The sequence below is a fragment of the Corynebacterium sp. SA-MJD20WY100 genome (assembly GCF_039822565.1).
GTDB classification, from domain to species: domain Bacteria; phylum Actinomycetota; class Actinomycetes; order Mycobacteriales; family Mycobacteriaceae; genus Corynebacterium; species Corynebacterium phoceense_A.
In genome coordinates this window covers 1-20,735 of record NZ_JBCJKS010000001.1, presented here as the reverse complement: position 1 = coordinate 20,735, position 20,735 = coordinate 1, and the positions used below count along the sequence as shown (strand labels likewise).

Annotated in this window: 17 protein-coding genes; 11 read left to right on the top strand and 6 right to left on the bottom strand. The window is 63.4% G+C overall.

Annotation, left to right across the window (positions count from 1 at the left end):
• Positions 1 to 1,121: 1,121 nt before the first annotated feature.
• Both ABJ196_RS00085 and ABJ196_RS00080 read right to left on the bottom strand, forming a co-directional pair.
• A complete protein-coding gene (locus ABJ196_RS00085) occupies positions 1,122 to 1,667 on the bottom strand; it encodes a TetR family transcriptional regulator (protein ID WP_347304690.1) in 546 nt (181 codons plus the stop codon).
• Positions 1,651 to 3,219, bottom strand: a complete 1,569-nt coding sequence (locus ABJ196_RS00080; RefSeq protein WP_347304689.1) for an MFS transporter — start codon at positions 3,217 to 3,219, stop codon at positions 1,651 to 1,653. The genes ABJ196_RS00085 and ABJ196_RS00080 overlap by 17 nt, the downstream gene beginning before the upstream one ends.
• A 183-nt stretch (positions 3,220 to 3,402) precedes the next feature.
• Here ABJ196_RS00080 and ABJ196_RS00075 point away from each other — a divergent pair, with 183 nt between their 5' ends.
• Positions 3,403 to 5,139, top strand: a complete 1,737-nt coding sequence (locus ABJ196_RS00075; protein ID WP_066490158.1) for a pyruvate dehydrogenase — start codon at positions 3,403 to 3,405, stop codon at positions 5,137 to 5,139.
• A gap of 38 nt (positions 5,140 to 5,177) precedes the next feature.
• Here the strand turns inward: ABJ196_RS00075 and ABJ196_RS00070 are convergent, their stop codons facing one another.
• Entirely contained in the window at positions 5,178 to 6,527 is a 1,350-nt protein-coding gene (locus ABJ196_RS00070) for an MFS transporter (protein WP_347304688.1), read from the bottom strand.
• A 183-nt stretch (positions 6,528 to 6,710) separates the two neighbouring features.
• Here ABJ196_RS00070 and ABJ196_RS00065 point away from each other — a divergent pair, with 183 nt between their 5' ends.
• Both ABJ196_RS00065 and ABJ196_RS00060 read left to right on the top strand, forming a co-directional pair.
• Positions 6,711 to 7,421: a response regulator transcription factor gene (locus tag ABJ196_RS00065; RefSeq protein ID WP_066490173.1), complete on the top strand. Its 711-nt coding sequence runs from the start codon at positions 6,711 to 6,713 to the stop codon at positions 7,419 to 7,421.
• 21 nt (positions 7,422 to 7,442) lie between these two features.
• Entirely contained in the window at positions 7,443 to 9,059 is a 1,617-nt protein-coding gene (locus ABJ196_RS00060; protein ID WP_347304687.1) for a HAMP domain-containing sensor histidine kinase, read from the top strand.
• Positions 9,060 to 9,714: 655 nt separating this feature from the next.
• Here ABJ196_RS00060 and ABJ196_RS00055 read toward each other — a convergent pair.
• Entirely contained in the window at positions 9,715 to 10,140 is a 426-nt protein-coding gene (locus ABJ196_RS00055) for an HIT family protein (RefSeq protein WP_347304686.1), read from the bottom strand.
• A 35-nt stretch (positions 10,141 to 10,175) separates the two neighbouring features.
• Here ABJ196_RS00055 and purD point away from each other — a divergent pair, with 35 nt between their 5' ends.
• Positions 10,176 to 11,453 (top strand): phosphoribosylamine--glycine ligase, encoded by a 1,278-nt coding sequence (gene purD, locus ABJ196_RS00050; RefSeq protein WP_347304685.1) that lies wholly within the window; start codon positions 10,176 to 10,178, stop codon positions 11,451 to 11,453.
• A 128-nt stretch (positions 11,454 to 11,581) separates the two neighbouring features.
• Positions 11,582 to 13,021, top strand: coding sequence for an adenylosuccinate lyase (gene purB, locus ABJ196_RS00045; RefSeq protein WP_347304869.1), 1,440 nt, complete (start codon positions 11,582 to 11,584; stop codon positions 13,019 to 13,021).
• Between the two features lie 82 nt (positions 13,022 to 13,103).
• On the opposite strand, the gene ABJ196_RS00040 is transcribed toward purB, so the two are convergent.
• Positions 13,104 to 13,973, bottom strand: coding sequence for a hypothetical protein (locus ABJ196_RS00040; protein WP_347304684.1), 870 nt, complete (start codon positions 13,971 to 13,973; stop codon positions 13,104 to 13,106).
• 83 nt (positions 13,974 to 14,056) lie between these two features.
• Between ABJ196_RS00040 and ABJ196_RS00035 the strand changes: the two genes are divergently transcribed.
• From ABJ196_RS00035 to ABJ196_RS00020, 4 genes are all read left to right on the top strand, one after another.
• On the top strand, positions 14,057 to 14,941 hold the full coding sequence (locus tag ABJ196_RS00035) for a phosphoribosylaminoimidazolesuccinocarboxamide synthase (RefSeq protein WP_347304683.1): 885 nt from the start codon (positions 14,057 to 14,059) through the stop codon (positions 14,939 to 14,941).
• 168 nt (positions 14,942 to 15,109) lie between these two features.
• Entirely contained in the window at positions 15,110 to 15,772 is a 663-nt protein-coding gene (locus ABJ196_RS00030; protein WP_347304682.1) for a hypothetical protein, read from the top strand.
• A 46-nt stretch (positions 15,773 to 15,818) separates the two neighbouring features.
• Positions 15,819 to 16,085, top strand: coding sequence for a hypothetical protein (locus ABJ196_RS00025; RefSeq protein ID WP_347304681.1), 267 nt, complete (start codon positions 15,819 to 15,821; stop codon positions 16,083 to 16,085).
• Between the two features lie 81 nt (positions 16,086 to 16,166).
• Positions 16,167 to 16,673 carry a hypothetical protein gene (locus tag ABJ196_RS00020; protein ID WP_347304680.1) on the top strand — a complete coding sequence of 169 codons (507 nt, stop codon included), beginning with the start codon at positions 16,167 to 16,169 and terminating at the stop codon, positions 16,671 to 16,673.
• Positions 16,674 to 16,735: 62 nt separating this feature from the next.
• Here ABJ196_RS00020 and ABJ196_RS00015 read toward each other — a convergent pair whose 3' ends face one another.
• Positions 16,736 to 17,494 (bottom strand): PadR family transcriptional regulator, encoded by a 759-nt coding sequence (locus tag ABJ196_RS00015; protein ID WP_347304679.1) that lies wholly within the window; start codon positions 17,492 to 17,494, stop codon positions 16,736 to 16,738.
• Positions 17,495 to 17,695: 201 nt separating this feature from the next.
• Here ABJ196_RS00015 and ABJ196_RS00010 point away from each other — a divergent pair, with 201 nt between their 5' ends.
• Both ABJ196_RS00010 and ABJ196_RS00005 read left to right on the top strand, forming a co-directional pair.
• Entirely contained in the window at positions 17,696 to 19,828 is a 2,133-nt protein-coding gene (locus ABJ196_RS00010; RefSeq protein WP_347304678.1) for a S9 family peptidase, read from the top strand.
• A 45-nt stretch (positions 19,829 to 19,873) separates the two neighbouring features.
• Positions 19,874 to 20,551: a DUF2334 domain-containing protein gene (locus tag ABJ196_RS00005; protein ID WP_347304677.1), complete on the top strand. Its 678-nt coding sequence runs from the start codon at positions 19,874 to 19,876 to the stop codon at positions 20,549 to 20,551.
• Positions 20,552 to 20,735 lie beyond the last annotated feature (184 nt).

Here is a 20,735-nt window from a genome sequence, read left to right as displayed (position 1 = left end):
AACCTCGGAGCTGTCCGGCTTAATGAGCTGACAACCCTTAGGGTGCAAGCGTTCTTGGAGGGGCTGACCCCAGGTACGGCTCGAACCGCAAGGGCGGTCCTCAGTAATGCTGCTGGACTCGCTGTTCGTTGGGGTCTGATGGTTACCAACCCAGTCCGGGAAACTCGACTACCAAAGCGGGAGAAAAAGGAAGTCAACGCTCTCTCCGATGCTCAGATGGAGGAATATCGCAACCGGATCGAGGCATGGTGTGGGGGCAATGCTACTGGCCCCAAGCGGGGCGAAAGCCTCTTGGAGATCGTAGATGTGCTTCGTGGATCAGGGGCAAGAATAGGTGAGCTCCTTGCCCTTCGCTGGTCTGATGTTGACCTAGAAAAAGGTGTTATCGCTATCACTGGCACTACTGACGAGCGAGGGGGCCGGCAGGATAAGCCGAAGACTGATTCAAGTCGACGCGTGATTCCGGTAGCCCCGATAGCGATTCAAGCGCTTAGAAGGCAATCAGAGAAGCCTTACCGTGAACACTTTGAGGAGCCGGTATTTCCTTCGAGGACGGGTACTTACAGAACGGTGACTAATACTGAAAATACCTTGGCGGAAGCGCGTGGCGACCTAAAAATCCAACCGCATGCATTCAGGAAAACAGTGTCTACTCGAATAGAAACACGCTACGGGTTGCTGGCGGCTTCTCGCTACTTGGGGCACTCCTCGACACGAGTAACTGAGCAAGCTTATCTTGCAAAGCCTGCAGTAATTCCCGACTATACAGACGCTTTCGCAGAGGCAAAAAGTGTCTAAAAAGTGTCTAAGTAATAGCCGGAGGAGGCGATACTAGTCGGGGCGTTCTTTCCTTACCTGTGGGCCTGAGCTCGATATATGTAGAACAGACGAAATGGACGAAAGGGTTAGTATGAAGGAAAGGCAAGCGTAGGTTGCGAGTTCAAGTCTCGTCTCCAGCCCCAAAAGAAGCCCTCTACCTGCACTAAGGGGTAGGGGGCTTCAACTTTGTCGCTCGAGGCTCCCGTCTTTGCCTTATTTTCGGGCGTGTTGCGCGCAGTTCTGGCGCGGAAAGAGCTCCAGCGCGCCCGAAAGTGAAATCGCGCCGTGTTTGGGGCGGGCCTTTAGGCGTCCGCGTCGAGGATCCGCAGCATGTGCTCGAGGATCTTCTCTCGATTGCCCGCGGACAGGTGCGTTTCTGAGACGTGGTCATGAACCCACAAGCCCATGCCAAGCACGGCGACGATGAGCTCCTGTAGTTCGGCCTCGTCGCTCACGTCGCGCGAGGGATCGGGCGTCCATTCATCGTCGACCTCTTTCCAGATGGCCTGGAAATCCGGGTGGGACTGCGCATGGATAGACATGAGTAGCTCGACGAGTGGATCGTTCTTCGACAAGGAGAGCACAAGCGCGCGCTGACGCTGCGTGCGCGTGAGCGCTTCGGCGCGCCCGCCGCCGAGCTTTTCTAGTTCGGCCTCCCAGCGCTGCGCACAGAAGCGGTGCATCTCCACGAGCAGGTCGTGGCGAGTGGGGAAGTGGTAGATGAGTCCGGACTTCGTCATCCCGGTCGCCTGCGACAAGGAGTCGTAGGTCACGGCGTTGACGCCGGCGTCCTGGACGATGCCGAGGGCGGCGACGAGCGCCTCGTTCTTTTTACTCGTGCGTGCCACCGTTGCCTCCTGATGTGGGATTATCGCGGAAAGCCCAGCCAGTGTACGCCGCGAAAGCGGCGGCGATGACGCCCAGGATGGTGAGTACCGAGACGTAAGCCTGCGCATAGGCCGGCTCCGCGACGGAGGCATGCTCCGCCGAATCCATAATGGCAAGGCCCAGGCTGCGCAGCTCCTCCGGCAGGTGGGCACTGAGGAACATGGGCAGTAGCGAACCGGTGAGCGCGACCGAGATAAGCGTGCCGAACTCGTAGGAGACCTCCTCTACGCCTGCTGCCATGCCCGAGCGGTTAAGCGGTGCCGCGCCGATGATCGCGGTCGAGGACACGGACATCGCCGAGCCCGCGCCCAGACCTACGAGCATCATGCCGGCATACAGCGCCGGCTGCAGACCCGTATGCGTCGCCCATGCGGCAAGCAGCACGCCCGCGGTAAGAGAGAGAAAACCGCCGGAGATGAGCGGCAGGAAGCCGACCTTGTGGAGCACCGCGCCACCGATGGCGGACATGGGGATGGCGCATACCGCTGCGATGGCGACCACGAGTCCTGCGTGGAGCGGGGTCCATTCATCGGCGAGCTGCAGCTTCTGTGTCGTGGTGAGCTCCGCGCCCGCGAGAACGAACATGCCGCCGGCTGCGGCAGCAACGCCGCCAGAAAAGATGCGCGAACGGAAGATATCGAAGGTGAGGAGCGGGTCGGCCAGTTTGTTTTGGCGGCGGACAAAGACCCAGCCGCCGCAGATCGCGACGAGCAGCGCAACTCCCGCGAGCGTCCAGGAGCCGCGCGCAAGTTCCTTGATGGTCATGGTGAAGCCGCCTAGCGCGAACAGCGCATAGAGAGAGGAGACAAAGTCCCAGCGCTTGTCCGGGTGCGGGACGTTAGGTGGCGCGATGAGCAGTGTGAGACCGAGCGCGACGACGCAGATGGGCACGTTAATGAGGAAGACCGAGCCCCAGTAGAAGTGCTCCAGCAGGAAGCCGCCCAGGACGGGACCGGCGGCCGCCCCGACGACGGCGACGGCGCCCCAAATGCCAATGGCGGTGTTGCGCTCCCTCTCGTCGGCGAAGGTGAGCCGGATAAGCGCGAGGGTCGCGGGCATCATGACGGCCGCGGCGAAGCCGAGGAACGCACGTGCAGCCACGAGCGCCCACGCGGACGGTGAGAACGCAGCCGCGAGCGAGGCAAGTCCGAAAATCGCGAGGCCCGTGACGAACATGCGTCGGTGGCCCACGCGGTCGCCTAGCGTGCCTGTGCCCAGCAGTAGGCCGGCGAGGACGAGCGGGTAGGCGTTGATGATCCACAGCGACTGAAGCGCGGAGGCATGGAGCTCGTGGGTGAGCCGCGGCAGTGCCGTATAGAGGATCGAGTTGTCGAGACCAATCATGAGCAGGCCGAGTGATACCACGGCAAGAAATGTCCAGCGCTGCGCGGGCGTGGAGTCCTCTGCATAGCGCAGGGCGGTGCGGCGATCGCGGCGGCGTGCGGCGCGTTCAGTGCGGGCTACACGGCGCCGTTCGGTAAGCGTCGGGGGCGTCGAGAGTTCTTCGGTCATGACGCATTACTTTAGCGAACGTCCGTTATAGTAATCAATCTGAGCGGTTGCATTGTCTCGTGGATCACGCTGCCCGTTCGGTTGTGAGAAGCGAGCTGATAGTGGCATTTCCAATCACGGACGGGGACAATCGGGCGTAGGCAAATTTGGGTCTTAAATACAAAGAAAACGAGGATTATTCTTATGGCACGCAATTACGCCGAACAACTCGTCGCCGTGCTCGAAGCCCAGGGCGTCGAGCGCATTTATGGTCTGGTGGGTGACTCGCTCAACCCCATCGTCGACGCGGTTCGTCGCTCACCCATCGAGTGGGTCCACGTTCGCAACGAGGAAGCCGCTGCTTTCGCTGCTGAGGCTGACTCCCTGACCACCGGCAAGCTGGCTGTCTGCGCCGCCTCCTGCGGTCCGGGCAACACCCACCTGGTGCAGGGCCTCTACGACGCACATCGCAATGGCGCCAAGGTGCTCGCCATTGCGTCGCATATCCCGTCGCGCCAGATTGGCTCGAAGTTCTTCCAGGAAACCCACCCGGAGATGCTCTTCAACGAGTGCTCCGGCTACTGCGAGATGGTCAACTCCGCTGAGCAGGGCGGTGTCGTCCTGCATCACGCCATCCAGTCCACAATGGCGGGCAAGGGCGTGTCCGTCCTCGTCCTGCCGGGCGACGTCTCCATGCAGGAGGCTACCGATGACGCCTTCACTCAGTCGAAGATTTCCTCCGGCACCCCGGTGGTCTTCCCGGACCCGGCCGAGGCCGCCGCGCTGACCCAGGCCATCAATGAGGCCAAGACCGTCGCGCTCTTCGTTGGCGCTGGCGTGAAGAACGCCCGCGAGCAGGTCCTCGCCCTCGCCGAAAAGATCAAGGCTCCGATTGGCCACGCCCTCGGCGGCAAGATGTACATCCAGTACGACAACCCGTTTGATGTCGGCATGTCCGGCCTGCTCGGCTACGGCGCCGCGCACGAGGCCACCCACGAGGCTGACCTGCTCATCCTCCTGGGTACTGACTTCCCGTACAACGACTTCCTGCCGCAAGGTAACGTCGCGCAGGTCGATATCGACGGCTCCCATATCGGCCGCCGCACCAAGATCAAGTACCCGGTCACCGGCGACGTCGCAGCGACCATCGAAAACATCCTGCCGCACGTCGAGGAGAAGCAGGATCGCCGCTTCCTCGACCGGATGCTCAAGTCGCACTACAACAAGCTCAACAACGTGGTTGAGGCCTACACCAAGAATGCCGAGAAGATGAAGCCCATCCACCCGGAATTCGTGGCCAATATCATTGACGAAGAGGCCGCGGACGATGCCATCTTCACCGTCGATACCGGCATGTGCAACGTCTGGGGCGCGCGCTACATCACCCCGAACGGTCAGCGTGAGCAGATCGGTTCCTTCCGCCACGGCACCATGGCGAACGCTCTTCCGATGGCCATCGGCGCCCAGGCCGCGAACCCGGGCCGCCAGGTCATCACCTTCTCCGGTGACGGCGGCCTGTCCATGCTCATGGGTGAGCTGCTCACCGTCAAGCTCCACAATCTGCCCGTGAAGATGTTCGTCTTCAACAACTCCTCGCTGGGCATGGTCAAGCTTGAGATGCTCGTCCAGGGCCTGCCGGAGCATGAGACGGACCACGACGCCGTCAACTACGCGCAGATCGCCGAGGCCGCTGGCATCAAGCACATCCGCATTGAGGACCCGAAGAAGGCCCGCAAGCAGATTCAGGAAGCCATGGCCTTCAACGGCCCAGTTCTCGTCGATATGGTGACCGACCCGAACGCGCTGTCCATCCCGCCGACGCTGACCTTCGCGCAGCTCGCCGGCTTCTCCAAGGCCGCAACCCGTACCGTCTTCGGCGGCGGCGTGGGCCAGATGATTAACCTGGCGCAGTCCAACCTGCGCAACATCCCGCGCCCTTAAAACCTCGAGCTTGCTCGAGCCCCGCGCCCGCGTGCCGCTCAGGCCGCGGGCGTCACGCCGTTTTTCGTCGGGTCCTTGACGGGGATAAGAAGCAGCGCGCCCACGGCTAGCACCAGCCCGATGGCGAGAACGCCGCCGCGGTCGCCGTCGCCGAACCAGGAGACGAAGAGACCAAAGAGCAGGGGAGCAAGCCAGCTCACGGCGCGGCCGGTCGTGGCGTAGAGACCGAACATCTGGCCCTCGCGGCCCGGCGGCGCGACGCGGGCGAGGAAGCCGCGGGCCGAGGCCTGCGCCGGACCCACGCACAGGCACAGTATGAGGCCGCAGATCCAGAAGGCGAGCGGGCCCGAGGCGAAGAACATCACGAGTGCCATGGAGGTGAGGATTCCCAAGCACGTGAGGATGATGGCCTTTGGCCCCACGTGGTCATCGAGGAGGCCGCCCAGCACAGCGCCGAGTGCCGCGGCGACGTTGGCGGCGACGCCGAAGATGAGCACGTCGCCGGCGCTCAAGCCATAGACCGAGACACCGAGCACGGCACCGAAGCTGAACACGGCGGAGAGCCCGTCGCGGAAGACCGCGGAAGCGAAGAGGAAGTAGAAGGCGTTGCGGTCCTCGTGCCATAGCTCGCGCAGCGTCGCGAAAAGCGCACGGTAGGACGCGATGATGCCGCCGGTGTCCTCACCAGAGGCGGGAATCTCCGGCACGCGCAGGAGAACGGGGATGGCGCTTACGCCAAACCATAGCGCGGCGAGGAGCGCGACGAGCCGCATGTTCCAGCCACCGTCAGTGGAAAGATTGAGCGCGCCCGCCGTCCCCGGGGTGCTGCCACCGGCGACGAATCCGAAGTAGCAGATGAGCAGGAGCACGATGCCGCCGAAGTACCCCGCGGACCAGCCCAAGCCGGAGACGCGTCCCACGCGCTCCGGGGCGGCGACCTGTTTCAGCTGTGCGAAGTAGTTGACTTCCGCGAACTGCATGGTCACCGAACCCACCGCGAGTCCCGCGAGCCCCAGCCAGAAATAGACGGGGGCGTCGTTGCGCACGAAGAAAAGCAACGCCATAACGGCGAAGGTGGCCCCGGACCAGAACGCGAGCGCCCGGCGGCGGGCGCCGCGCCGGTCCGAGCGCTGGCCCATGATGGGAGTGACGGCGAAGATAATGAGTCCCGCCGCCGTCATGGACCAGGACAGCCATTGGGCTGGAGTGTACGAAGAATCGATCTGCTTGCCCACGGAACCGGTGAGGTAGACCGAGAAAATGAAGGTGACGAGCACGGCGTTAAACGCGGCGGAACCCCAGTCCCACAGAGCCCACGCAGCGACGGTGAGGCGGTCGGTACGGCGAGCCGCGGAAGGCACGGGCAAAGAAGCAGCAGGCGCAGTCATAAACCGTAAGCCTAAGGTGCGCGGGACAGGCGCGCAGCGCAATGGAACATAAACTACCCCGCGCGGGGGCGCGGAATCCCCGCGGAGTCTCACAGTCGGCTTTCAGGTTTTCGGCAGTACCCTTGAAAACGCGAGTGGCAGACTAATCAGTCGAGCTTAAATTACGAAAGGCACCCTTCCATCATGGACGATAAGCATAATGACAACGTGACCATCCTCGTGGTCGATGACGAACCGAATATCGTCGAACTGCTCACCGTGTCCCTCAAATTCCAGGGCTTCAACGTGCACACCGCGAACTCGGGCACGGAGGCGCTGCGCATCGCGCGCGAGATCAACCCGGACGCGTACATCCTTGATGTCATGATGCCCGGCATGGACGGCTTTGAGCTACTCGGCAAGCTTCGCCAAGAAGGCCTTGACGGCCCGGTGCTTTACCTCACGGCGAAGGACAGCGTCGATCAGCGTATCCACGGCCTCACCATCGGTGCGGACGATTATGTGACGAAGCCTTTCTCCCTCGAAGAAGTCATCACGCGTCTGCGCGTCATTCTGCGCCGCGGCGCCGTCGCGGACGACATGACGTCTGACGCCACCATGACTTACGCTGACCTCACCCTCAATGATGACACGCACGAGGTCACCAAGGGCGGCGAGATCGTCGACCTATCGCCCACGGAGTTCAACCTCCTGCGCTACCTCATGCAGAACAAAGAAGTTGTTCTCTCCAAAGCGAAGATCCTCGACAACGTGTGGCACTACGACTTCGGTGGCGACGGCAACGTCGTCGAGTCCTATATCTCGTACCTGCGCCGCAAGATCGACACGGGCGACACCCCGCTCATCCACACCGTTCGCGGCGTGGGCTACGTTCTGCGCATGCCGCGCTCCTAGGTTGAAGCCGACTGCCGCTTCATGAAGATACAGAAATCTCTTTCCTCCTTCGTCCGCACGGTCTCGCTGCGCACGTTGCTCGTCATCATCGTGGTGGGCGTTTCGTTGGCGGGACTTATCGCGAGTTCCGCTGCGGTTTCTGCGCTCATGCGCGAAGCGATCTACTCGCAGGTCGACAAGGATCTCATCACCGCCGCGCGGGGTTGGGCACGCAACGAAGATCTGTTGGGCGAAAGCGATGACCGCCGTCCGCCGAGCGAATACACCGTCATCTCGTATGGCGCGGACGGTACTGCCAAGTACTTCAATCCGGATCTTGAGGCCATCCCGCGCGTGGAAGATCTCGTGGTGGACGGCACGCCGCAGACGGTGGACACGGTCCGGACAGACAATTCCGGTGCGGTCCGCCGTTCCAGCGAGCAGTGGCGCGCCGTCGCCACGCGCAATGACGGCTCTATTATCGTCGTGGCGAAGAAGATTGCACGTGAAAACGCGCAGATCCAGCAGCTGTCCTTCATGCAGATCGGCATCAGCCTCATCGTCAGCATCATCATTTACTTGATAAGTTTCATCTGCGTGAAGGCGGCGCTCCGTCCGCTGCGCGAGGTGGAACGCACCGCTCGACAGATTGCCGCAGGCGACTTGGACAAGCGTGTCCCGGTCCTGGGAGAAAATACCGAGGTCGGCGAGCTCTCCAAATCGCTCAATATTATGCTGGGCCGGCTCCAAGAATCCATCGAGACCGCGCGCGACAAGGAAAACCAGATGCGCCGTTTCGTGGGCGATGCCTCCCACGAGCTGCGCACGCCGCTTACCAGTTTGCGTGGCTACACGGAGCTCTACCGCTCCGGCGCCACGGATGATGTAGACCTCGTGCTGGGCAAGATCGACGCCGAGTCCAAGCGCATGTCCTTGCTCGTCGAGGATCTCCTTGTACTCACCCGCGCGGAGGGCAATCGCCTCGAGATGCATACCGTCGATCTTCTCGAGCTCTGCATGTCCGTGGGGTCGACTGCGCGCGCCGCGTTTGCCGGACGCACCATCGATGTGCGCCCCAAGACCTCCGGTATCCCGCTCGTTAACGGCGACCCGGACCGTCTCCACCAGGTGCTGCTCAACCTCGTGTCCAACGGCATGCGCCACGCGGGCGATGACGCGACGGTGACCATCCAGCTGCGCGATGGCGACGGTTTTATCTATATCGACGTCATCGATGACGGCAAGGGCATGGAGGACGAAGTCGCCGCGCATATCTTTGAGCGTTTCTACCGCGCGGACTCGTCGCGTACTCGCGACACGGGCGGCTCCGGCCTGGGCCTGGCCATTGCTAAATCCCTCGTGGAGCAGCATGGCGGCACCCTGTCAGTGACCTCGGAGCTGGGCGTCGGCTCGACCTTTACGGTCGCGCTGCCGGCCGTGCCCCAGCCTGCCGATGCCCCCTCCGACCCCACGGCCGAGCCCGCCACCTTCACCGGTACCGCGGTTCCCGTCTCTGAGAAGAAGGCGAAGAAGAAGCTGCGCACCAAGCCGTGGTCACGCAGCAAGTCCAAGGAGAAGTCGCGCGGCAACTTTGCTACGGAGTCGGGCAGCGCCGAGTCCGCACCGGACACGCCGGACGCTCCCCAAGGCCCACGTTAGGACCCGATCCCGAACACTGGCCCCCAAACCTGGCTTTCACACTGTGTCTTGAGTACCGCGAAAAGGCCCCTTCAACAGAGTATTTTTAGGTCACAGTGTTACTTCTTAGAAAACCCCAGGTTTTGCGCAAGTCGGGTATGACTACTGTGATGACAACTCCTGCCTGGGCTGCCGCGAAGTGTGCATGAAAATAGCCACAACTCCCGAATAAGGCTCCAGATTTCGAAAAATCCGGGCCTTATTCGGACGTTGTGGCTAACTCGCGGCGGCACGGCGCGGTGAGAAGCGGGTGGGCAACAGCTCCGCAGCGATGGAGACGGTCTTGATCTCGGTCTGTCCACGGACTCGTTTGCGTTAGTCCTTGGTTCAATGTAGTCAGACGGGGGGAGGCAGCTTTCCGGCCATGTTGCGAGTTGGTCAGGTGTGGACAACTGGAGTCAGGTCCCCTGAACCTGACCCATTAGTCAAGTCAGACGAAGCCTGAACGTCGACACCAAACCTCAAGGCAAAGACGTTGATGCGAACGAGCTTACGCCACATTGATAGGCAAGCCAGGTAAGAAAACCCAGGTTGGTTGTGAGTCGGGACTTCGACCAGTGTGGTCGGGTCTGACGGTGAGCTGAGTCAAGTCGGGCGCTCCCCAGGAACGACGTCGTTAGGAGCGGAAGCCGTCCTCGCCGGTGCCGAGGTGCTGGCGAATGCGGGTGGCCGCCTCGTCCATGGCTGCAGGATCGGTGGCATCGGCAGCGTAGGCCTTGGTGAAGTCGTACTCGTCCATCTTGTCGGTGGGGAAGATGTGAATGTGGGTGTGCGGGACGTCGAAGCCTGCGATGATGTAGCCGGCGCGCTTGGCGTCGAACGCGTTCTTTACGGCATTGCCGACTTCCTTGGCGATGGCATTGAGGTGGGCCCACGTCTCCTCGTCGAGGTCGGTCCACTTGTCGACTTCCTGGATGGGAACGACGAGCGTGTGGCCGTAGCGCAGGGGCTCGATGGACAAGAAAGCAACGACGGTGTCGTCGCGGTAGACAAAACGGCCGGGCAGTTCGCCTTCGATGATCTTGGTAAATACAGAAGCCATGGGGAATACCCTACCTGCCCGGTAGGATAGGCGGCATGCGAATTCTTGTGATCGGTTCGGGCGGCCGCGAACACGCCCTCCTCAGGGGACTGGCAAACGATCCTTCTGCCCCGGAGCTCCACGTCGCGCCGGGTTCACCGGCCTTCGCCCAACTCGCCACCGTCCACCCCGAGTACTCGCAGGTTGATGACCCGCAGCGCATGCTCGAGTTGGCGCAGGCCATCGATGCTGAGCTCGTCGTCGTCGGCCCTGAGGTTCCACTCGTCGCGGGCGTCGCCGACGTTCTCCGTGAGGCGGGAATTCTCGTCTTCGGCCCCAACCAGGACGCCGCTCAGATTGAAGGCTCCAAGAAGTTCGCCAAGGACGTCATGGAGGCCGCAGGCGTTGCGACCGCACGCGCGGAGCAGCTCACCCCGGGTACTGCGGATGCTGACATCGAGGCCGCGCTCGACCGCTTTGGCCCGCAGTTCGTGGTCAAGGATGACGGCCTGGCCGGCGGCAAGGGCGTCGTCGTGACCGAAGACCGCGCCGCGGCTCGCGCGCACGTTGACGCCGTGCTGGGGGCTGGCAACCCGGTTCTACTCGAGTCCTTCCTCGACGGCCCAGAGGTCTCCCTCTTCTGCCTCGTCGACGGTGAGACCGTCGTCCCGCTGCTGCCGGCGCAGGATCACAAGCGTGCGTTCGACAATGACGAAGGCCCCAACACCGGTGGCATGGGCGCGTACACCCCGCTGCCGTGGCTGCCCAAGCGCGGCGTCGAGCGCATCGTCAACGAGGTCTGCGTGCCCGTCGCCAAGGAAATGGTCCGCCGCGGTACCCCGTACTCCGGTCTGCTCTACGCCGGCCTGGCCTGGGGTAAGGAAGGCCCGTCCGTCGTCGAGTTCAATTGCCGCTTCGGCGACCCGGAGACCCAGGCCGTCCTGAGCCTCCTCGAGTCCCCGCTGGCCGAGGCCCTCCACGCCGTCGCCGCCGGCGAGCTGGCCCAACTCCCGCCGCTGGAATGGAAGGACGGCTACGCCGTCACCGTCGTCCTCGCCGCTGAGGGATATCCGGCCTCCCCGGTCAAGGGCGCGGAAATCTCTAGCCCGGATCTAGACAACCCGGAGAAGATCCTCCACGCGGGCACCACCGTCGAGGAAAACGGCACCGTCCGTGCGAACGGCGGCCGCGTGCTCAACGTCCTGGGGCACGGCTCCACCCTCCACGAGGCCCGTGGCAACGCCTACGTCGTCCTCGATGAGGTCGCGATGGACGGCGGCTTCTACCGTTACGACATCGGTCTGCCCGCAGCGCAGGAGCGCATTCGCATCTAAGGGGGTATGAGCGTGACCGGGCACCAGCCCGGTCACTGAGGCGGAGACTGTGTCCGAGCGCTGGGCCCAGACGCCGTGGCGCGGCCTAGCGCGAGAGTCGGGGGCATCGGCACGCTAGGCGTGCGATAATAAACGGCGTGGCTGAGAAAAAGAACATTTCCAACGTACTGTCCGCACGCTATGCATCCCCCGAGATGACCGAGATCTGGTCGCCGGAGCACAAGATCATCCTCGAGCGTCAACTGTGGATCGCCGTCATGAAGGCCCAGAAGGACCTCGGCGTCGACATCCCGGCAGAGGCCATCGCGGCCTACGAGGCCGTCATCGAGGACGTCAACCTTGCGTCCATCGCTGACCGCGAGCGCGTCACGCGCCACGACGTCAAGGCACGCATCGAAGAGTTCAACGCCCTGGCTGGCTATGAGCACATTCACAAGGGCATGACCTCCCGTGACCTCACGGAGAACGTCGAGCAGCTGCAGATCCTGCGTTCCCTCGAGCTCATCCGCGACAAGGCTATCGCCGTCGTCTCCCGCATTGGCGAGCGCGCCGCACAGTACCAGACCCTCGTCATGGCAGGCCGGTCCCACAACGTGGCGGCGCAGGCCACGACGCTGGGCAAGCGCTTCGCGTCTGCTGCGGACGAGATGCTGCTGGGCATCGAGCGCGTGGAAAGCCTGCTGGGCCGCTACCCGTTGCGCGGTATCAAGGGCCCGATGGGCACCTCCCAGGACATGCTCGACCTCATGGGCGGTTCCGAGGACAAGCTCGCGTCGCTGGAGACGCTCATTGCCGACCACCTCGGTTTTAGCCGTATCTTCAACTCCGTGGGTCAGGTTTACCCGCGCTCCCTCGACTTTGACGCGGTCTCTGCGCTCGTCGAGCTCGGCGCTGGCCCCTCCTCGCTGGCCACGACCATTCGCCTCATGGCCGGCAACGAGACCGTCACCGAGGGCTTCAAGGAAGGCCAGGTCGGTTCGTCCGCCATGCCGCACAAGATGAACGCCCGCTCCTGCGAGCGCGTCTGCGGTTTCCAGGTCATCCTCCGCGGCTACCTCACCATGGTCGCTGACCTCTCCGGTCAGCAGTGGAACGAGGGCGATGTGTTCTGCTCCGTCATCCGCCGCGTGGCTTTGCCGGATGCCTTCTTCGCCATCGACGGCCAGTTCGAGACCTTCCTTACCGTGCTCTCCGAATTCGGCGCCTTCCCCGCAATGATCAACCGCGAGCTCGAGCGCTACCTGCCATTCCTCGCCACGACCCGCATCCTCATGGCCGCTGTCCGCGCCGGCGTGGGCCGCGAGACCGCGCACGAGGTCATCAAGGAAAACGCCGTCGCCGTCGCGCTCAACATGCGCGAGAACGGCGCCGAGCAGGACCTCGTCGCGCGTCTGGCCGCGGACGAGCGACTGCCGCTGTCTGCAGCAGATCTCGAGGCCGCCCTCGCGGACAAGCACGCCTTCATCGGCGCAGCCGAGTCTCAGGTCAACCAGGTGCTCACGCGCATTAAGTCGCTCGCGGACCAGCACCCGGGTGCTGCGAACTACACCCCAGGCGAGATTTACTAGTCCTCAGGCAGAGGCCCTGCATACACGAACCCCGGTTCAGCGCGTTGGCGGTGTGAACCGGGGTTCGTTGTGGTGGGGAGCTTTAGGCGCCGAGCGGGAACGGCAGGTTGAAGTTCGGCAGCTTGAAGCCGCCGGGGGTGTTGACCACGTAGGCTGCGCCGACGGTGAGGACGGCGATGGCGATGAGGATGCCGATGGCCGTGCCCTTCGAGGAGCCGCCGCTGCTGCCGTCGTTACCGGTGCCGTTGGTGATGGGCACCTCGATCTCTGGAACCGGCTGGTAACCCGGCGTCGCGCCCCTCGCTTCGAGCTCCGTGATGCACTTTTCCCATGCGGCCTTGACGGCGTCGTTGCCCGCGGTGGATTCGAAGGAATCGATGGTGGCCTGCAGTCCGACCTCGGATTCGTGCTTGGCGAGGATAGTGCGGAACTGCGCGCTGAAGGCCGTCGACGCGGAGAGCAGTTTCGCGCGCGCACCCGTGGGCACGGAGTCGCGCATGGCGATGGCGCGGTTGATGGAGGCCTCGGGGAAGTTATCGCCCAGCAGCTTGTCCGCTGCCTCGTCGCTGACAATGGCATCCACGTTATTGGCGGCAACGAGAATGACAAGAACGTCCTGCGCGTTATAGCCCTTTGCCTGGAACTTCTTCAGGAGCTCCGGGTAACCTGCTGCGGCCTTGACGTCGCGCGACGTAAACGCCGCGAAGGTGTCCTTATCCTCGGGGAACTGAGCCTGGACCTCTTCCGAGGCGGCGGTGAGGACCTTCTTATAAGCCTCAATGACGTCATCGGCAGCTTGCGTGTCCTCTGGGGCGTGCTCGAGAGTGCACAACGGGGTCCCATGTTGGGACGTTCGGGTGTCAACAATAGGGGCGGCGGTCGCCTGAGGGACGGCGACGGCGCTGAGCGCGAGGGTGGCGGAGACGAGGGCAGCGGTAAGGCGGCTACGCACGGTGGGAACTCCTAAGTGAGACGGAGGAGACAACAGAAGTCAGAACAATGCTACAGAGTCTAGGCTGCGATATGCTTTCTGTCATGCGCCCTCAGCTTTCTGATTACAAGCATCTGTCCTCCGGCAAGGTTCGCGACATCTACGAAGTTGATGATAAAACCCTGCTCATGGTTGTTTCGGACCGTATCTCGGCCTACGACCATGCACTCACCCCCGCGATTCCGGATAAGGGCCGCGTGCTCACCGCGACCTCGCAATTCTTCTTCGACGCCATCGATTTCCCCAACCACCTGGCGGGCCCCGTCGATGACGAGCGCATCCCGGAAGAGGTGCTCGGCCGCGCCATCGTGGTGAAGAAGCTGGACATGCTGCCTTTCGAGTGCGTCGCCCGCGGCTACCTCACTGGTTCCGGCCTCAAGGAGTACATCGCAGAAGGCACTGTGTGTGGTATCGAGCTGCCCTCGGGGCTCACGGAGGCTTCGCGCTTGCCGGCGCCCATCTTCACCCCGGCCACCAAGGCCGAGTTCGGTGAGCACGATGAGAACGTGAGCTTCGACCGCGTCGTCGCAGACCTGGGCCAGGAGCGGGCTGAGGAGCTGCGCACCGCAACCCTGCGCATCTACTCTGAGGCCGCCGCCATCGCGGAGGCCAAGGGCATTATCCTCGCGGATACGAAGTTCGAGTTCGGGCTCGACGAGGACGGCACGCTGGTTCTCGCGGACGAGGTCCTCACCCCGGACTCTTCCCGCTACTGGCCGGCCGACACGTACGAGGAAGGCAAGGTTCAGCCGTCCTTCGATAAGCAGTACGTGCGCAACTGGCTGACCTCGGACGCTTCCGGTTGGGACGTCGCGGCCGCCACCGAGCCGCCGGCGCTGCCGGACGACGTCGTCGCGGCTACTCGTGACCGCTACATCGAGGCCTATGAGCGCCTGTCCGGTAAGTCCTTCGACGAGTGGATCGGCTAGAAACCGTAAACCACTCGATACGCGTCCCGTCGATAGAGCAGCAACGCTTTCTCGGCGGGACGCGTGTGTGAGCAGGGGTGCCTGAAAAGTGAGACAGGCATGAAATCCCGCTATGGGCAGCGAGCTCGGATATATTGAGGAGCGTGTGTGCGCTTGACGGGGCTCACATTGAATGCTCGCTCTCGAAAGGACTCTCATCTCGACCTCACTCACGCGAGCGTTGCCGTAGGCTGCGCGCTCGCGGTGACGCTGGGCGCCGCCGTTGTACCGGCAGGCGTGCAGGAGACCCAGGGCACCACGCGTATCACGGTGGACGAGGCTAAAGGCACCGTGCCGGCAGACTCCGTCCCGGTGGCGGAGCAGTCACTCAAGGTTGCCTATGCGGATGCCACCATCCACTCCGGCCAGAACCCCGGTTATTCGCTCATGGTTGTTAACCCGCAAGGCACGCGCGTGGAACTTAATTCCGGTCGCGTCGTTGCCAAGGTCTCGGGCCTTCCTGAGGACGCGGCTGATACGTACACCGCGTCGGTGATTCAGGGCTTCGCAATCTTTGACAAGATTCTCCTGCCCGAAGAAATCGGCGCCAGCTACACGGTGACCTTTACGGCGTATACCGCCGCAGGCGAGGTCATCGATACCGCGCAGGCTACGACCAAGGTCATTGAGCCACTCGCCTCGCAGCCCAAGCGCACGGGAATCGCGCAGTTCTCCTCCGGCTCCAGCTGGATCGTAGACGGCAAGACGCAAGGCCCCGTGGTCGATAACACGCAGTACTACCTTGATTACGCGAAGGACCTGCGCCGCACCCTGGGGCTCGCGGACAAGTAGTCTCACCCATCCCATCTTCTCCCCCCACAGAAAGCTCTACAACCACATGAAGTTCTCTGCTCGCCGCGCCCTCGTTGCCGCTGCCGTGTCCGTGTCCCTCGCCGCTACCGCCGCTCCGGCTGCCACGGCCCAGTCCTCGCTGCCGTCCCTGCCGTCTGGCCTCGTTTCCGTCAACGGCACCGGCATTGAGAATGGCGCCTTCACCGGTGCTATTGAAAAGGACGGCATCAAGATTCCGGTCACCGGCACGATCGAGAACGGCGCTATCACGGGCCTCAAGGTCGATCCGAACGGCGTCGTAGGCATCGCCTAAGGTGCATTCACGGGTGCCATTCAGAAGGACGGCGTCAACATCCCGATCACGGGCACCATTGAGAAGGACGGCATCACGGGCGTGAAGGTTCAGCCTGGTGGCCTTGTAGGTGTCCAGGAGGGTGCTTTCACCGGTGCTATTGAGAAGGACGGCGTCAAGATTCCGATCACGGGCACCATTGAGAACGGTGCCATCAAGGGTGCCGAGGTCAACGTGGACCCGAACGGCATAATCGGCATCCAGGAGGGCGCTTTCAAGGGCGTCATCGAAAAGGACGGCGTCAACGTACCGATCACCGGCACCATTCAGGACGGCGCGTTTAAGGGCGTGAGCATCGAGCCGGGCGGCGTGACCGGCACCCTTGAGGGTGGCGTGCTGGGTATTGCACCGGGTGCTATCCAGATCAACCCGCAGATCGACGTCGTTGTCGCTGACATCTTCGGGTCTTCGAAGTTCGCGGAGACCGAAGCCGTGAATGTCACCATTCCGCTCATCGGCGTTGCAGCCATCCTCGCGGCCATCGGCTTCGCCATCAACCAGATGGGCCTGCCGCCGGCCATCCTCCGTTCGCTTAACCTCAACCGTTAAAACACAAAACTCAGCACCCGCGCCGATTTCTCGGCGCGGGTGCTTTGTCGTCGTGTGCGGGGTTAGTCGAGCTCGTCGAGCTCAGTGATCTCGCGGGCTGCGCGCTGCAGGATCTCCAGGATGGCGTGCTCGTGCTCGGGGGAGGGCGCTTCGTCGGTGAAAAGGGCTTGGCGCAACTGGCCGAGGGCCTGCATGATGGCCGGGTTGCCCAGCTCGCGACGCTGCTGGGGTGCACCGTGTGGGCCGAGGAGACCACGCGCTCCGCGACCGCCGCGCGGACCGTGGTGGCCGGGGCCGGGACGGCCAGGGGCGAAGGGGGCATCGGAAGGCTTGGCGTAGGCGGCGAAGAAGCCCTCCCACTCCGTGGCGTGTGCGGTCAGCAGCGCGCGGCCGGCCTCCGTGATGGTGGCGAGCTTGCGGCCGGATTCCTGGGCGATGGTGATGAGTTCTTCGTCCTCAAGCATGCTCAGCGTGGGGTAGACTGCGCCGGGACTCGGCGTCCAGTTGCCATTCGTGCGCTCGCCGATGGCATTCATGAGCTGGTAGCCGTGCATGGGTTCTTCGCCCAGGAGCAAAAGGATGGCGGTGCGGAGATCGCCGCGGCCAGCGCGCCCACCGCGACCAAATCCGCGGCCGCGGCCAAAGCCCGGGCCGAAGCCGGCGTCGGGGCCAGACCGAGGCCCGTGGCCCGGACCGCGGCGATGGCCGGGACCATGCCCGTGACCGGGACCGTGCTCGCCGTGAGGGCCGCGCCGGGCGAAGCCGTGAAAATGAGACCGGGGGTCATCCTCGGAACCGGGGAAGGGGAAGTGATTGTGCATGATGCGTCCTTGCTGAGTGACGGTGGGGGAGCGATGCTCAACCCTATTGATGAGGATAGCGATATATCGCAATATATCGCTAGTGCAAGGAACTATATCGATAAGTGTCGAAATGGCAGGTGAGAGGTGATAGCGATAGTGACAGTGCGTGGTGGGAGGTGACATGTTGCGTGTGCCGGAAGGCGCGTAAAATGGCACGGCATGACTGTAGACCCCTCCCTTGCAGCGCCCCGTGCTGCGCAACATCCCGTGACTCGTTCCTTCCATGGCCGCGACTTCGTCGATGACTATGAATGGATGCGCGACAAGGAATCCCCGGAGACGATTGCGTACCTCGAAGCGGAGAATGCGTACACCGAGGCGCGCACGGAGCACCTTCAACAGCTGAGCGAGAACATCTTCGCCGAGGTGAAGTCGCGCGTGAAGGAGACGGACATGTCCGTGCCCGTCCTGCGCGATGGTTACTGGTACTACGGCCGCACCGAGGAAGGCAAGAGCTACGGGCTGTCGTGTCGCCTCAAGGCCGCCGAGGGCGCGGAGGCGTGGAGCCCCATCGAGCTGCCCGAGGAGGGCGCGCCGGAGGGCGAGGAGGTTCTGCTCGACTCCAACGTCCTGGCCGAGGGGCACGAGTTCTTCCAGGTGGGCGCGGTGGCGCGCAACCGGGAGACGGATGTGCTTGCCTTTGGCGTGGATACCGCGGGCGACGAGCGCTTTGAGGTCTCTTTCAAGGATCTGAAGACGGGCGAGTTGCTCGCGGATCGCCTGGACGGCGTCTACTACTACCTCACATGGGCCGGTCCGAATTACATCTTCTATACGACCGTGGATGAGGCGTGGCGCTCGGATAAGGTGTGGCGCCACAAGATGGGCACCCCGCAAAGCGAGGACGTGCTTGTCTTCCACGAGGAAGACGCGCGCTTTGGCGTGGGCGTGGGGACTACGAAGTCCCGCGAGTTCCTCTTCGTTCAGGTGCAGTCCAAGACCACCACGGAGGCGTGGGTCGTGGGCCTCGACAATCCGGAAGGGGAGCTGCGCCGCCTGTGGGAGCGCCGCCAGGACGTTGACTACGACGTCGACCACGCCGTGGTGGGTGGCAAGGACTACTGGCTGGTCACGCACAATGCGACGGGTGCGAACTACGAGCTGGGCTATTGCCCGGTGGCCTATGGCACGGATCTGCCGGAGTTCGACCAGCTCACCGTCATCATGCCGCACGAGGAGACCGTGCGCATTGAGGGGCCGGCTGTCTACCGCGACCAGATCGTGGTGGGCTACCGCCGCGGCGGCATCGGTCGTGCCGCCATCATGGACGTGCGCGAGGGCTGGGGCGAGTTTAAGGAACTCGAGTTCGACGAGGAACTCTATGAGGTCTCCGTGGGCGGCGCCCCGGATTGGGAGGCGGACGTCCTGCGCGTGGGCTACACGTCGTATACGCAGCCGGCGCAGCTGTTTAATTACCGCGTGACGAGCGGCGAGTACAAGCTGCTCAAAGAACAAGAAGTCCCGGGTGGCTACGACGCCTGCCAGTACGTCGCACACCGCGAGTGGGTCACGGCCCCGGATGGCGCGCAGATTCCCGTGTCCCTCGTGCGCCGCGCGGACCTGGACATGTCGAAGCCCAACCCGACGCTCCTCTACGGCTACGGTTCGTACGAGGTGTCCATGGATCCGTACTTCTCGGTCTTCCGTCTCTCGCTCATGGATCGCGGCGTCATCTTCGCCGTGGCCCACGTGCGCGGCGGCGGCGAGATGGGCCGCGCCTGGTACGACGAGGGCAAGCTGCTGCACAAGAAGAACACGTTCACGGATTTCATTGCGGTGGCCGACGACCTCATCGCCCGCGGCGTGACGGCCCCGGAAATGCTCGCCGCCGAGGGTGGCTCCGCCGGCGGTCTGCTCATGGGTGCTGTCGCCAACATGGCGCCGGAGCGCTTCCGCGCCATCCAGGCGTCCGTCCCCTTCGTGGATCCGCTCACCTCCATCCTCATGCCGGAGCTCCCGCTCACCGTCGTCGAGTGGGAGGAATGGGGCGACCCGTTCCACGACCCGGCGGTCTATGACTACATGGCGAGCTACGCCCCGTACGAGAACGTCACGGCGCAGAATTACCCGGATATTTTGGCGCTCACCTCGCTCAATGACACGCGCGTGCTCTATGTCGAGCCCGCGAAGTGGATTGCCAAGCTGCGCGCCACGGCCACTGGCGGCGAGTTCCTGCTCAAGACCGAGATGGTCGCCGGCCATGGCGGCGTGTCCGGCCGCTACGCCCAGTGGCGTCAGGCCGCGTTCGAGTACGCGTGGACCATCAACAAGATCACGGGGTTAACCGCCTAGTCGCTCGCCGCGCGGCGTGGCGCCGTGCGTGCGATAATAAGCGGCATGCACGGCGTTCTCCTGGTTTCGATTTCTAGTATTTTCGACGACACCCGGAAGCACGCGGAACATCTCATCGCGGAGCTCGACCGCGACGACATTCCCGTCTCTCTCCTCGTCGCCCCGCACATCGATGGCAATTGGCACCTCGCCAAGGACCATCGCATGCAGCATTGGTTGCGCGACCACGCCGAGGCCGGACGCACGCTCATCCTCAACGGCTTCGACCAGGCCGTCCAAGGCCGCCGCGCCGAGTTCGCGAACCTGGAGGCGCACGAGGCCCGCCTGCGGCTCAAAGGGGCCACCCGCCAGATGTCCAAGATTGGTTTTGAGCCCACCATCTTTGCCGCCCCGCGCTGGCGCATGTCGCCGGGCACGCTCGAGGTTCTGCCCGAGTTTGAGTTCCAGCTCGCTTGCTCCTCCCATGGCCTCCACGAGCTGCCCTCCGGCAGGCTTCATCAGACTCGCAATCTCTCCTTCGGCGAGGGCTTCGGCGCTGCGAAATGGTGGCGTCGCAACATCATTCGGGCCGCGGAGCGCTCCGCCCAGCGCGGCAACACCGTCCGCCTTTCGGTCTCCGCACGCAATCTCGAGGACCGCAAGGTCCGCGCGGACTTCCTGCGTGCCGTCGACAAAGCCGCCGCAGCCGGGGCGAAGCCGGAGAGCTACAGCATCTTTCTCTAGGCGCTAGTATATGTGCGGACATGTCACAGAACCCAGTGACGTTCTACCTCGATAAGTCCTCTTCGCAGACCTGGACGTCCGCCATCGCTTTCACGCGGGCCGCCTGAGAGGAGGCCCGTGCGGCGGGCCTGAGCGACGAGCTCATCGAGCTCATTACTATCCGCGTGAGCCAGATCAACGGCTG